Source organism: Nonomuraea indica, assembly GCF_002850745.1.
Lineage (GTDB): Bacteria > Actinomycetota > Actinomycetes > Streptosporangiales > Streptosporangiaceae > Nonomuraea > Nonomuraea indica.
This window is the reverse complement of record NZ_KZ559472.1, coordinates 329,409-342,737: the sequence shown is the minus strand read 5'-3', so window position 1 is coordinate 342,737 and position 13,329 is coordinate 329,409. Positions and strand designations below refer to the sequence as shown.

Here is a 13,329-nt window from a genome sequence, read left to right as displayed (position 1 = left end):
GCCTCATCCGGGCAGCCGCCAGCCGGCCGTCCACAGGCGGCTCCCCGCGCGGCGGTCGAGGCGGCGCAGGAACGACAGCACACCGGCGGCCCCGGTGCTCCAGGTGTGGCCGGCCTTGTCGAGGTCGTTGCCGGGGAAGACCGGCCGCGACGGCTCACCGCCGGCCCGGACGAGCATCAGCTCGGCGATCTCCTCGGCGCCGCGCCAGTAGCCGTCGTCGCCGGTGAGCATCGCGAGGTCGATGAGAGCCTCGCCGATGCCCGCCAGCCCGCAGCACTGGGAGACCACCCACGCCTGCGGGGCGACGGTCAGGCACGCCCGTGCCCCCCGCTCGGCCAGCCGCAGGTAGCCGTCGTCGCCGTACGCGCCGGCCGCGTGCGCCAGCGCGCCCGTGATGCCCGACATGCCCTGGCACCAGGACGCCCCCATCGGGCGGGCGTCCGGACCGTTCAGCTCTTCCACCAGGGCCTCGGCCCGTACGGCGAGCGCAGCGAACCGTTCCCTGGCCGCCTCCCCGGCCGCCCGGTCGCCGGTGGCCTCGTGGTAGGAGAGCAGGAAGTCGGCGCAGCCCGCCTCGCCGTGGGCGTAGGCCGTCTCCACGGACACGCCGGAGCCCGGCGGCGGGGGTGTCTTGTCGTCCGTGTCGTCCGCGTCCTTGACGTCGCCGGCGACGAGCAGCCGGGCGCACTCGGCGGCGACCGCGAGGTGCCGGGCGCTCGCGGCGGGCTCGACGGCGGCCAGCGCCAGATGGCCCGAGCCGATCCCGGCGACGCCGTGCGCCTGGTCGGCGCGCTGCGGACCGTCGAGGGTGACCGGCGCCGGCTCGGTCAGCTCGGGCACGGTGGTCAGGCGGGCGGCGGTCAGGAACAGCGCCGTGCCGGTCCGGCCGAAGTACAGCGAGGGCGGCAGCTTGGCGGGCGGCGTCACCCGGACCGTCCAGCGGGCCAGGTCACCGGCCACGGTCTTGGCCTCCGGGTGGTGCAGCAGTTCCATCCCGACGCCGGCGCAGCCGCCGTAGACGTTGGTGACCGGCGGGCTCGCCCGTCGGACGTCCTCGGGCGCGGCCATCAGCCGCTCGGCGAAGGCGACGCACTCGCGCACGGTGTGGTCGAGCGCCCGCGACAGCAGGTCGCCGGTGAGCTTCGGCGTCGCGGGAAGCGCCCACCGGCGACGGCGTGCCCCGCCGCGCCCGCCCTCGGCGGGGACGGTCCCGTGAGTGGCGCCGCCCTCGACGGGGACGGCCTCGTGAGTGGCGCGGATCTCGGCGGGGACGGTTCCGTACGTGGCGCGGATCTCGGCGGCGGCCTCGGCGCGCTCGTCGGGGTCCAGGCTCAGCAGGCCCGACAGCAGGCCGGGCACGCCCGTGGCACCGCTGGGGAACATCCGGGCCAGGCACATCAGCGTGCGCTCGACGTTGCGGGCCGGATCGGGGTCGATCATGACCGGGTTCATCCCGGTGGCCGCGAAGAACAGGGTGGCGCCGAGCGAGAAGTAGTCGTCGGCGGGCACGGACTCGCGGCCGGTCTGCTGGCCGGGGACGCTGTAGCCGTAGCTCCAGCCGGGCAGCTGCAGGCCGTCGTACCTGCTGTTGCCGAAGTCGATGAGCGTGCACCGGCCGTCGTCGCCGAGGACGACGTTCTTCGGCGAGAGGTCTCTGACGACGACGCCACGCCCGTGCACCGCGTCCAGCACCTCCAGCAGCCGGGCGGCCAGCGCGCCGAGGTCGCGTCCGGTGCCGGGTTCCTCGGTGAACAGGCCGTTCTCCGCGACGTCCCGGTTGAGGTCGCGGCTGCCCGCGTCGGTCATGACGAGGAACTCGTCGTCACCGTGCCGGAAGTGGTCGATCGGCTCGGGCACGCCCGTCACGCCCCGCAGCGCCTGGAGGATGCGCAGCTCGTTGCGGAGGTACATCCGCAGGTCCCAGCCCTCGGCGTTCTCCCCGACGTAGGCGCGGGCCTCCTTGACGACGACCCGCCTGCCGGCGGCGTCGGTGGCGCGGTAGACGTTGCCGCGCGGGCCCCGGACGACTCCGGAGGTCACGCGGTAGCGGCCGCCGACGATCCGGCCGCCGCCGGTCCCGCCCTCCTCCTCCTGCTGTCGCCGCTCCGGCTGTCGCCGCTCCGGGGAGGCGTCGGTGCCGGGGCGGAACGGGTCGGTGGCCCAGGGCGGGCAGGTGAACTCGGGCCCGGCCGCGCCCGCCAGTTGCTCGCCGTCCGGTCCGATCACGATCAGCTCGAAGTCGCCGTTCTCGTCCACCCGGTACTGCGGGGCGAAGGGGGCGTACCGGTAGTAGACCGGCGCGTCAGGCCGTACCCGCCGGTCGCTGACGACACGCGGCGCGGACAGTCCCGACAGGGCGTCGGCGAGGGCGTGTCCCAGCTCCACCACGGCGTCCTGCTCCGGGTAGACGGTCATGGCCTTGCCCACGGCCGCGGCGTCGACGTCGCCGGTGTTGAGCTCCATGAGCGTCTCGGCCGACCGGGCCACCTTGAACGCGCACCCGGCCTCGGCCAGGATCGGCAGTGCCCGGTCAAGGGTGTCGGCGAGAGTGCCGGGACGTGCTGAAATGTGAATTTTCCAGCCTTGCGGCGGAATGTCGGTACGAGGGTCGTGCACGCTGATCCACGTGTCGTCCTCGTACAATTCCCTAGTGTTCGACTCTGCAAATTGGGCAAGGCGGTCCAGCACGGTTCTCTCCACAGTCACCCCTTGACAGCGCAGCGCATCGGCTCTCATGCGAAAAAGGCCACCGGACAGCGCCGGTGGCCTTTTCCAGCGCACGGCCTCACCCCGCGTCACCACACGGGGCGAGGCGCTACGGACGGCGCTTCTAGACGATGGACGGGCAGCAGGGGAAGCGGCTGCACACCGTGCGCTTGCAGGTGTTGACGCAGGCCTGGGGGCCGTGCGCCAGCTTGCCCAGCTCGCCTTCGAAGTCGACGGCGAGGTCCTCGTACTCGAGGACTCCGGCGTCTCGGGGTTCCAGGGCCAGGACCGACATAAGGGCTCCTTCCTTGGTCGCCTATGGGCGGCCGACGTGGGGACCTGAGCCTCGGGATGGCGCCGGTAGGCACCTTTTCCCGCGCCCTGCCCACGACCGCGAATCGCTCTCACGATCCCCGCGTCGCGAGCAAACGGACGCATTATGTGCATATATCCGGAAGCCTGTCCAGAGAGCAGCCATAATCGCCAAAATACATTTACATGCACCTTTACAGCACGACTTCGATCTTCTAGATTGACCTGCGTGACAGGGGGATCTCGGCCGTTCCGCCGACCATGGGCAGGCCCCGGCGCATGAGGCTCTGGTGGCGCGGACGCCGGGCGGACGTCCCGGACGACAGGTCGGGGCTCGTGGTCGCGTACTGGGAGAGCCACGACGAGCACCTGCTGACCGCCACCCTCGGCACGATCGCCCGCAGGCTGCCGTCCCTGGTGGCCGCGGCGCTGCGGATGGCGTGGCAGGCGAGCCCCCGCGACACGGCCGTGGCCCTGACGGGCAACCTGGTGGCCGGCGTCTTCACCGTCTTCGGACTGGTCGCCACCTCCGACGTCCTCGCCTCGCTGCTCGCCGCCGGGCCCACGCCTGAGCGCGTCCGGGCCGCCCTGCCCTCACTGCTGTTCGTGGCGGCGGCGACCGGACTGCGCGGCGGGTTGCTGGCGGCCGCGGGCTGGGCCCAGGCCCGGCTGAAACCCCAGGTCGAACGGCTGGCCGAGACCCGCCTGTTCGAGCTGACCACCCGGGTGGAGCTGGCCGCGTTCGACGACCACGACTTCCACAACGCGATGCGGAGGGCTCGCGACAGCGGCGTGCCCGACACCGCCACCGTGGTCGAGACCACCATCGCGGTCGTCACGGGGGCGGTCGGCGTGCTCGCCTCGGCGGTGGCGCTCGGCCTGCTGCACCCGGTTCTCATGCCGTTGCTGCTGGTCACCGCGGTGCCGGCGGGCTGGGCGGCGGTGCGCACGGCCCGGCTGGGCTACCGGGCGTTCTACCGGCTGTCGGCGGCGCGGCGGCGCAAGTTCATGCTGTCGGACCTCATGGCCGAGCGGCAGCCCGCCGCCGAGGTGCGGGCGTTCACGCTGCGCGACTACCTGCTCGGCCAGTACGCCAAGGTCGCCGACCTGGAGCAGGACGTCCAGCTCGACGTGGCCCGCCGCCAGGCCGCCACCAAGGCCGGCGGCGACCTGCTGACCGGCGTCGCCACGGCCGGCGTTTACGTGACGCTCGGCGTCCTGCTGGCCGTCGGCGTCATCCCGCTGTCGGTGGCCGGCGCGGCGGTGCTCGCCATCAGGACCGGGCAGGTGTCGCTCACCGCCCTCGTCCAGACCATGAACCGGCTCTACGAGGCCGGCCTCTACTTCGGCGACTACCTGGCCTTCTGCGACCTGGCCCGGCAACGGCTCCCCGCCTCTCCCCCGGCCGCCGCGAGCGCGCCCGCGCCGTTCCACCGCCTGGACGCCGAGCACGTCACGTTCACCTACCCCGGCGCCGACCGGCCCGCGCTGACGGACGTGAGCGTGACCCTCGGCAGAGGCGAGGTCGTCGCCCTGGTCGGCGAGAACGGCTCGGGCAAGACCACCCTGGCCAAGCTCCTGGCGGGGCTCTACCGGCCGCAGCAGGGCGCGATCCGCTGGGACGGCGTCGACCTCGGCGCGTTCGACGGCGAGACGCTGCGCCGGAGCGTCTCGGTGATCGCCCAGGATCACACCCGCTGGCCGCTGACCGTCCGCGAGAACATCGTCATGGGCCGTCCCCCGGAGGACGACCGGCTGGCCGCCGCCTGCGCCGCCGCGGGTGCGGACGAGGTGGTGGCCGGGCTGCCCGACGGCTACGACGCGCTGCTCGACCGCCGCTTCCGCGGCGGGCACGACCTGTCGGGCGGCCAGTGGCAGCGCATCGCCGTGGCGCGCGGGTTCTACCGCGACGCCGCGTTGGTCATCTTCGACGAGCCGACCTCCGCCCTTGACGCCCGCGCCGAGCACGCCCTGTTCGAGCGGATCCGCGGCCACGCCGACGGCCGGACGATCGTGCTGATCACACACCGGCTGGCGAGCGTCCGCTACGCCGACCGCATCTACGTGCTCGACCACGGCGCCGTCGCCGAGCAGGGCACCCACGACGAGCTGATGGCCCTTGAGGGCCTCTACGCCGACCTGTACGAGTTGCAGGCCTCGGCCTACCGGCAGCGGGTGCCGTGATCGTCGCGGAGTCGGCGTATCTCGCCGTGGCGGCGGTGTTGCTGGTGGCGGCGCTGGGCAAGCTGCGCGACGTGCGGGGCTTCGCCGCGTCGGTGGCCGGTTACCGACTGCTGCCCGGCCGCCTGTCCCGGCCGGTGGCGGTGGCGGTGATCGTGGCCGAGGTGGCCGCCGCCGGGCTGCTCCTCGCGCCGAGCCTCCTCCCGCCGGACGCGCTCGGGCCGGACGCGCTCGGGCCGGACGCGCTCGGGTCGGACGCGCTCGGGCCGGACGCGCTCGGGCCGGACCTGCGACGGTGGGCGGCCGTGGTGGCGGGGCTGCTGTTCGCGGCGTTCCTCACGGCGATGGTGTCCGTGCTGCGGCGCGGGATGAGCGTGGACTGCGGCTGCTTCGGTGGCCGGGACCTCGTCGGTCCGGGCACGCTGGCGCGTACCGGCCTGCTGCTGGCGCTGGCCGTGACGGCGGGCCTGGCCGGTCCGGTCCCGTTCGCGCCCGTCCAGGCGCCAGTGGCGGCGGGCCTGGTCGCGGTCGTGTTCGCGGCGCCGCGCCTGCTCCCAGGACGACGCCCCTCCCACGGGCCGCGCCCCGGTGCCCGTTTCGCCCTGACCGGCGCGCCGGAGCCCGGCGCCGAACGGGTGCTGTACGCGCTGGTCGCGCCCGGGTGCGGGCTGTGCGGTGCGATGCTGCCGGAGTTCGCGGCGCTGTCCGGGCGCATGGAGGTCGTCCTGGTGAGCGCGGCCGACGGGTACGGCGGTGGCGGGCTGCCCGTGGTCGTGGACCCGGACGTCTTCGACCGCAACGACATCCCCTGGCCGCCGTACGCCGTGGTGACCGGCCGCGACGGGACCGTCCTGGCCTGCGGCGGCGCGGCCGAGCCGGCCGAGCTGGAACGGGTGCTGGCCCGCGCCGAGACGGTCGCCACCGCGTGACGTCGGCCCGGCGGCCGCACGTGGCGTGTCCGGCCAAGGGCGGGCCACGTGACAGGGCCCGGCGGGGCCGGTCAGAAGTGGCGTGACCGGCGCATGTCGGCCGGGCGGCCGTCCGGGTCCACGGCCATCCGGTACAGCGGCAGGGCCAGCAGCTTGCGCAGCCGCCCCAGCTCCGGCTTGATGTGCTGCCGGAGCCGTCCCCGTGGCCGGTCCCCACGGCAGCCGCCGCGATGCCAGGCGTCCAGCCGCGCGGCGCACTGTGCGAACGCCTCGAACGCGGCCTTCGGGTCGCACAGGTCGTCGCCGTGGTCCGCCGCGTCGCGGCCCAGGTGCTCGACCGCGAGCGCGATCCGCAGCCGCCGGGCGAAGGCCCGTCCGCCGGCGGGCGGGCGGGGGTCGCGCTCCTCGTCCACGACCGCGCAGCTCAGCTCGGAGTCGTACGTCCACGACCGCAGGTTGACGTTGTCGGAGCCGACCGTCGCCCACACGTCGTCCACGACGCACACCTTGGCGTGCACGTACACGGGCGTGCCCGCCTCGTTCTCCAGGTCGTAGACGCCCACCCGGTCGCCGCCCGCCCGGCGCAGCCGGTCCAGGGCCTCGGCCCGGCCGATGAGGCTGGCCGGCGAGGCGAGCCAGCCGTCCTGGTCGGGATGGCGCGGCACCACGATGATCATGCGGAGCTCGGGCTCACGCTCCAGCGCCTCGGCGAACGGCTCGATCACCTCGGTCGACCACAGGTACTGGTCCTCCAGGTAGACGAGACTGCCGGCCCGGCCCAGCACCTTGTGGTACGCCCGGGCCACGCTGCGCTCGCCGCGCGGCGCGAACGGGTAGGGGCTGCGCCGGCTCGGGTAGGTCCGCAGCAGCTGCACGGCGTGCGTGCCGACCGGGTCGGGTGCGGGCGCCTGCGGCGGCAGCGGCGGCTCGTCGTCCATCCGTTCCAGGTGGTCGCGCAGCCGCCTGAACGGCTGGCGGGTCTCGGGGGCGGAGTCCTCCCAGCGCTCGCGGAAGACCTTCTCCACCTCGGCGACGGCGGGGCCGCGGATCGCCACCTGCGCGTCGTGCCAGGGCGGCCGCTCGCCGTACACGCCGGGCATCGGTGCCACCTGCGGGTCGCCCAGGTGCCGGGCGTCGTCGCGGCGGCTGTGACACAGGTCGATGCCGCCGACGAACGCGACGTCGGCGGCCGGGTTGCGGCGGTGGCGCAGCACCACGAACTTCTGGTGGTGCGAGCCGCCGGACCGGACCCGGGTGTCGAGCAGCGCCTGCCCGCCCGCCGCCTCGATGTCCTCGCCGAGATGCCTGTTCTCGGCGGCGCTGAAGCGCAGCGCGTCGAGGTGGGAGCGCCAGATCAGTCCTCTGACCAGCGCTCCCCTGCGGGCGGCCTGCGCCATCGCACGGGCCACGCCGGGCCCGTCGTCGGCGAGCCGCTCGTCGGGGTCGCCACGCCAGTCGGCGAACAGCAGCAGGTCGCGCGGGCCGAGCCGGCCCAGGCAGGCGTTCAGCTCGGCGAAGTAGGTGGCGCCGTGGACGAGCGGGGTCACGAGGTTGCCCGTCGTCCACGGCAGCAGCCGGGTGGCCGGATTGTCGCGTTCCTCGGCAGTGAGGAACCACGCTCCGAGATCCTCGGTGCTCATCGCCTTCCGCTACCCGGACCGCCCGCCGGCATTCCTCAGCAGGCGCCAGACGGTCTCCGGCGTCAGCGGCGTGCGGGTGACCTGGCCGGCGATCTCCGGCAGGGCGGCGGCGACGGCGTTGCCGATGGCCGCGGGCGGACCGATGGTGCCGGCCTCTCCGACGCCCTTCATGCCGCCCGGGTTGCCGGGCGCGGCGGTCTCCAGGGTGACGACGTGGATGTCGGGGACCTCGCGGGTGGTCGGCAGAAGGTAGTCGGTGACCGGCTGCCCGTCGGCGGTGTAGACGATCTCCTCGGTCAGCGCCATGCCGATGCCCTGCGCGACGCCGCCGCGGAGCTGGCCCTCGACGATGGCCGGGTTCACCATGACGCCGGCGTCGTTGACCACCCAGTAGCCCTCCACCTCCACGGCCCCGGTCTCCGGGTCGACGGCCACGGCCGCCGCGTGCGCGCCGTAGGCGAACGTGGAGGAGGCGGGGTCGTAGGTGACCCGTTCCTCCAGGCCGGGCGAGGCGCCCTCGGGCAGGTCCCAGCCGCGCCAGGCCGACGTGGCGATCTCCCGCAGCGTCAGCGAGGCGCGCGGGTCGCCCTTCACCCGTACGGCCGAGTCGACGACCTCCAGGTCGGCGGGCGCCGCTTCGAGCCGGTGGGCGGCGATGGCCAGGATCTTCTCGCGCAGCCGGGCCGCCGCCTGGATGAGCGCCCCGCCGCCGACCGCCAGCGACCGGCTGGCGATCGAGCCGATGGACGAGTACGGCGTCGCCGCAGTGTCGCCCAGCACGACCCGTACCCGGTCCAGCTCCACCCCGACCCGGTCGGCGGCGAGCTGGGCGAGGGCCGTCTCGATGCCCTGGCCGATCGCGGCGACGCCGGAGGCGACGACGACCGAGGCGTCCGGCTCCATCCGCAGCACCGCGGTCTCGAACCCGCCCGCCAGCATCCCCATGGCCTTCATCTCCATGGACGGCCCGAGCCCGGTCGACTCGACGTGGCAGGAGAAGCCGATCCCGCGCCGCCGCCCGTCGTCCCTGGTGACCGGCCTGACCAGGTCGCGCAGCGTGCGCAGGGCGCGCGGGTAGTCGCCGGAGTCGTACGGCTGCCAGGTGCGGCTGGTGCAGGGCAGCTCGTCCGGGCCGAGCAGGTTGCGCAGCCGCAGCTCGACCGGGTCGAGCCCGAGCCGGCGCGCCGCCTCGTCGATGAGCCGCTCCCGCGTGAAGGTGGCCTCCGGCTGGCCGAACCCCCGGTAGGAGCCGGTCGGCGTGGTCGTCGTGACGACGCCGCGCAGCCGCGCCCCCGCCCGGTCGAACCGGTACGGGCCGGGCAGCGTCACGGCGGTCACCGCGAACGGCGAGATGCCCACGTTGGACGGGTGCGCGCCGAGGTCGCCGACCACGTCGGCGTGCAGCGCCACGAACCGCCCGTCGCCGTCCAGCGCCAGCCGCGCCCGGTGCACGGCGGCGCGGGCGGGCAGCGTGGCGATCAGACGGTCGCCCGGCGACTCCGTCCAGGCCACGGGGACGCCCAGGCGCATCGCGGCCAGGCAGACCAGCGCCTCGTCCGGATAGAGGTGCTCCTTGCCGCCGAACCCGCCCCCGGCGTCGCCGGTGACCACCCGCACCCGGTCGTGCGTCAGCCCGAGCGCCTCGACCGCGTGGTCGCGCACGTGGTGCGGCGCCTGCGTGGCCGTGTGGATCGTCAGCTCGCCGTCGGCGAAGGCGGCGACGACGCCGCGCGGCTCCAACGGGTGCGGCGAGGCCCGGCCGATGGAGACGACCAGCTCGACGACGTGCTCGGCCCCGGCGATGGCCGCCTCGCAGTCGGGGTCGCCGAGGACGGAGTCGGTGACCACGTTGGTGCCCCAGGCGGGGTGGAGCAGTGGCGCGCCGTCCGCCAGGGCCCGTTCCACGCCGATGACGGCGGGCAGTTCCTCGAGGTCCAGGTCGACCAGCCGGGCGGCGTCCGCCGCGGCCTCGGGGGTCCGGGCGACGACCAGGGCGAGCGGCTGGCCCGCGTAGCGGATGGCCGCCTCCAGCACCGGGTAGGAGGTCTGGAGCTGGCCGGCGCCGAGCGTGACGCAGGGCAGCCGCATCCCCTCGGCGTCGGCCGGGGTGATCACGTCGAGCACCCCTTCGACGGTCCAGGCCGCCTTGGTGTCGCAGCGGGTCAGCCGCCCGTGGGCGACGGGACTGCGGACCACCACGGCGTGGGCCGTGCCGGGCAGGCGGACATTGCCCACATATCTCCCGCGGCCGGTGAGCAGCCGGGCGTCCTCGCGGCGCGGGGTGCGCGCGCCCACGTGCCGCCGCCCTCCGTGCGGCGGCCCGTCCGATTGCCCGTCGGGCCGCTCGTCCGGTTGCCCGTCCCGTCGCCCGTCCGGCCGCTCGTCCGGCCCGCCGTCGCGTCGGGCCTCGGGTGCGCGCTCGTCTCCACGGTCATCCATGCCCCCGAGTGTGAGCCTCGTTCAGGGACCGGTCCAGCGCGTCGTCCACGAGTCGCAGCACCTGGTCGCGATCGGTGATGCCGAACGCGCCGCCGAGCGCCTCGGCCAGCTTGTCGAACGGGTCGTCCATCGGCAGGCCGGGCAGCGCCTCGGCGAGCCCGGCCACCTCCCACAGGCCGTCCTGCTCGGCCCGCGCGCCGCGCGTCCACCCGTGGTTGACCGCCACCGAGCCGCCGCGGATCGACAGCACCTGCCCGGTGAGGGGGCAGCCGGCGGTGGCCAGGTAGGCGGCGAGGGGGGCGGTGGTGGCCGGGTGCTGCGGGTCGAAGCCGCCGGACTGCGGCTCCTGGATGCCGGGCACGCCCGCGGTGAGCCGGGTCCGCACCATGGACGGCGAGACGCAGTTGACCCGCACGCCGTACCTGCGCAGTTCGAGGGCGCCGACGATGGTCATGGCGGCGACGGCGGCGTTGCCCGCCGCGTACGACGTCTGGGTGGGCAGCGGGTTGAGCAGGCCGGAGCCGGAGGCGGTGTTGACGACGGCCCGGTCGGCGCGCGCGCCGGCCTCGAACCGGGACCGCCAGTGGCGGGCGGCCCAGTGGCTGACCGCGAACGTGCCCTTGAGCTTGACGGCCAGCACGTCGTCGAAGTCCGCCTGCGTCATGGCGACCAGGGGCGCGTTGCGTTCGATGGCGGCGTTGTTGACGACGACGTGCAGGTCGCCGAACGTCTCGACGGCCATGTCCACCATCCGGCGGGCGCCGTCCCAGTCGGCGACGCTGTCGGTGCTGGCCACGGCCCGGCCGCCGCGGGCGGTGATCTCGGCCACCACGGCGGCGGCCACGCCGTCGTCGCCGCCGCTACCGTCGGCTGCCACGCCCGGATCGTTGACCACCACGCTCGCCCCCTCGGCGGCGAACAGCAGCGCCTCCTCCCGGCCGATGCCGCGCCCCGCGCCGGTGATGAGGGCGACGCGCCCGTCCAGTGCTCCCATGTGCCGTCTCCTCCCGAGAACTTCAGTGCAGCAACTGTATCAATTCAGTCGATGCAGTGAAATCCGGGGGCGAGGACGCGCGCTAGCGGGAGGCGCGCCACCGTTCCACGACCTTCTCCACGTCGTAGGGCACCAGGTTGAGCGGCGGGCCGGACAGACCCGTCCTGATCGCCTCGCGGATCAGGTCGTTGACGTCGCCGAGGATGCGCCGCACCTCGCCCTCCGACCGGGCCCCGGCCGCCTCCTCCAGAGCCTCCTCGACCTCCTTGCGCAGCTGGAGCGTCGGCGGCAGCGGCATGGACAGCCCCTCGCTGCGCAGCTTCTGTTTGATCCACCACATCTCGTCATACGGCTTGTCGAGGTCGGGCAGCGGCTTGCCCTTGCCCGGCAGGTCGTCGAACTCGCCCCGCTCCTCCGCCTCGCGGATCTGCCGGTCGATCCACGACTCGAAGTTCGTGCCCAGCGGCTTGCGGTCGGTCACGGCACGCCCCCTCACTCGGCTCCCGATCCAGGCTACGTTCCGCCACGCCGCCCGCCGGCGGGCACGACCGGCACCGCGCCGGCGGCCGACACCGCACCAAAGGGACATCTCGCCATCCTCACGCTCCGTACACACGACGCCACTACACTCGGGGCCGTTCAACCGGCCGATGCCCCGCGAGGCCCTGGGCCGTCGGCCCCGTCCCTTGGGAGTGCACGTGAGAAGCGGGCTGACCCACGCGCCGCCCAGGCACGTGCCCGCTCACCGGCGCCCCCGCGAGCCGCGGCGCTGGGCGCGGTGGCTGGTCGCGGCCACGGCGGCCCTCGCCCTCCTGGTCGCGGCCACGGTGGTGGTCGTCTACGCCCGGCTGACCGGCAACGTGCGGCACATCGACGTGACCGGCGCCGACCTCGGCGCGGCCCGCCCGGCCAAGGTGGCGAGCACCGCGCTCAACGTGCTGATCGTCGGCTCCGACCGGCGCGACGGCCCGAACTCCAGGTACGGCCGCCTCGCCGGCGAGCGCACCGACACGATCATGCTCGCGCACCTGTCGTCCGACCGCGGCAACGCGATGGTGGTCAGCTTCCCCCGTGACTCGATGGTTCAGCTGCCCGCCTGCCCGGCCCGCGACGGACTGCCCGGCCAGCAGCCGCACGTCGGCATGATCAACGAGTCCTTCAACTCCGGCGGCATCGCCTGCACCTGGAAGACCATCGAGACGCTCACCGGCATCCACATCGACCACTTCGTCAAGGTGGACTTCGGCGGATTCACGAGCATGGTGGACGCCGTCGGCGGCGTCGAGGTCTGCCTGCCCGAGCCGGTGCACGACGCCAAGGCGCTGCTGCACCTGCCGGCCGGGCGCCAGACGTTGAACGGCGAGCAGGCCCTCGGCTACGTCCGGGCCCGCTACAGCTTCGGCGACGGCTCCGACATCGGACGCATCCAGCGGCAGCAGATGTTCGTCGCGTCCATGGTGAAGAAGGTGATGAGCGGCGAGACGCTCACCGACCCGGCCAGGCTGCTCGGCTTCCTCGACGCGGGCACCAGGGCGGTCACGACCGACCCGGGGCTCACGGCCGGGGTGATGAAGGACCTGGCGTTGAGCCTGCGCGGCCTGAACGCCGGGCGCATCCGCTTCATCACCACCCCGTGGCACTACTCCATGACCCACCCCGGCCGGGTCGAATGGGTCCAGCCGCAGGCCGACCGGCTGTTCGAGCTGATCTCCCAGGACCGCGACCCGGGCGAGGTCAAGGGCGGCCAGGCCACCGTCCCCCGCTCGCGGGTGCAGGTCGAACTGCGCAACGGCACCTTCCGGGCCGGGCTGGGCACGCAGGTGGCCGCCCTGCTCGAACAGCGCGGCTACCACGTCACCAAGGTCGGCGACACGACGCGCAAGCCGCACGCCAAGACCCTGGTCTACTACTCGCCGAACGGCGAGACCCACGTCCCCACGCTCACCAAGGACCTGCTGACCGTCACCCCGGCGGCCGTCCCGCAGGCCGCCACCAGCCGGCTGGTGCTCGTCCTCGGCGACGACTGGGCCGGTCTGAAGCCGCTGCGCGGTGGCGACACCGAGGTCATCAAGGGTTTCGACGCCACCCACGACACCTGCGCCGCCTCCTAGCCGACGCCGGCGCGAAC

The 13,329-nt window shown here is 74.3% G+C and carries 9 protein-coding genes; 3 read left to right on the top strand and 6 right to left on the bottom strand.

Going from position 1 to position 13,329, the window contains the following annotated elements:
- Positions 1 to 3 precede the first annotated feature (3 nt).
- Both lanL and CXR44_RS39555 read right to left on the bottom strand, forming a co-directional pair.
- A complete protein-coding gene (gene lanL, locus CXR44_RS20320; RefSeq protein WP_219601925.1) occupies positions 4 to 2,643 on the bottom strand; it encodes a class IV lanthionine synthetase LanL in 2,640 nt (879 codons plus the stop codon).
- A 187-nt stretch (positions 2,644 to 2,830) separates the two neighbouring features.
- Positions 2,831 to 3,001, bottom strand: coding sequence for an SflA family class IV lanthipeptide (locus CXR44_RS39555; protein ID WP_180903596.1), 171 nt, complete (start codon positions 2,999 to 3,001; stop codon positions 2,831 to 2,833).
- A gap of 296 nt (positions 3,002 to 3,297) precedes the next feature.
- Here CXR44_RS39555 and CXR44_RS20315 point away from each other — a divergent pair, with 296 nt between their 5' ends.
- Positions 3,298 to 5,202: an ABC transporter ATP-binding protein gene (locus CXR44_RS20315; RefSeq protein WP_101787731.1), complete on the top strand. Its 1,905-nt coding sequence runs from the start codon at positions 3,298 to 3,300 to the stop codon at positions 5,200 to 5,202.
- Complete coding sequence (locus tag CXR44_RS20310; protein WP_101787642.1) at positions 5,199 to 6,128, top strand: MauE/DoxX family redox-associated membrane protein; 930 nt, start codon at positions 5,199 to 5,201, stop codon at positions 6,126 to 6,128. Before CXR44_RS20315 ends, CXR44_RS20310 begins: the two co-directional genes overlap by 4 nt.
- 71 nt (positions 6,129 to 6,199) lie before the next feature.
- Here the strand turns inward: CXR44_RS20310 and CXR44_RS20305 are convergent, their stop codons facing one another.
- The 4 genes from CXR44_RS20305 to CXR44_RS20290 all read right to left on the bottom strand — a co-directional run bounded on the left by CXR44_RS20305 (position 6,200) and on the right by CXR44_RS20290 (position 11,682).
- The gene (locus tag CXR44_RS20305; protein ID WP_101787641.1) at positions 6,200 to 7,768 is read right to left on the bottom strand and encodes a phospholipase D family protein; all 1,569 of its coding nucleotides are present in this window, start codon (positions 7,766 to 7,768) and stop codon (positions 6,200 to 6,202) included.
- A 9-nt stretch (positions 7,769 to 7,777) separates the two neighbouring features.
- Positions 7,778 to 10,207, bottom strand: a complete 2,430-nt coding sequence (locus tag CXR44_RS20300) for a xanthine dehydrogenase family protein molybdopterin-binding subunit (protein WP_101787640.1) — start codon at positions 10,205 to 10,207, stop codon at positions 7,778 to 7,780.
- Positions 10,200 to 11,201, bottom strand: coding sequence for an SDR family NAD(P)-dependent oxidoreductase (locus CXR44_RS20295; RefSeq protein ID WP_101787639.1), 1,002 nt, complete (start codon positions 11,199 to 11,201; stop codon positions 10,200 to 10,202). The genes CXR44_RS20300 and CXR44_RS20295 overlap by 8 nt, the downstream gene beginning before the upstream one ends.
- A gap of 82 nt (positions 11,202 to 11,283) precedes the next feature.
- Positions 11,284 to 11,682, bottom strand: coding sequence for a DnaJ family domain-containing protein (locus CXR44_RS20290; RefSeq protein ID WP_101787638.1), 399 nt, complete (start codon positions 11,680 to 11,682; stop codon positions 11,284 to 11,286).
- Positions 11,683 to 11,899: 217 nt separating this feature from the next.
- Here CXR44_RS20290 and CXR44_RS20285 point away from each other — a divergent pair, with 217 nt between their 5' ends.
- Positions 11,900 to 13,312 carry an LCP family protein gene (locus CXR44_RS20285; protein WP_245899282.1) on the top strand — a complete coding sequence of 471 codons (1,413 nt, stop codon included), beginning with the start codon at positions 11,900 to 11,902 and terminating at the stop codon, positions 13,310 to 13,312.
- The last annotated feature ends 17 nt before the right edge of the window (positions 13,313 to 13,329 follow it).

What these genes read in the sequence shown, in the direction of transcription:
- CXR44_RS39555 (WP_180903596.1), bottom strand. Translation starts at nt 3,001, where the DNA reads ATGTCGGTCCTGGCCCTGGAACCCCGAGACGCCGGAGTCCTCGAGTAC.
- CXR44_RS20315 (WP_101787731.1), top strand. Translation starts at nt 3,298, where the DNA reads ATGAGGCTCTGGTGGCGCGGACGCCGGGCGGACGTCCCGGACGACAGG.
- CXR44_RS20305 (WP_101787641.1), bottom strand. Translation starts at nt 7,768, where the DNA reads ATGAGCACCGAGGATCTCGGAGCGTGGTTCCTCACTGCCGAGGAACGC.
- CXR44_RS20300 (WP_101787640.1), bottom strand. Translation starts at nt 10,207, where the DNA reads ATGGATGACCGTGGAGACGAGCGCGCACCCGAGGCCCGACGCGACGGC.
- CXR44_RS20295 (WP_101787639.1), bottom strand. Translation starts at nt 11,201, where the DNA reads ATGGGAGCACTGGACGGGCGCGTCGCCCTCATCACCGGCGCGGGGCGC.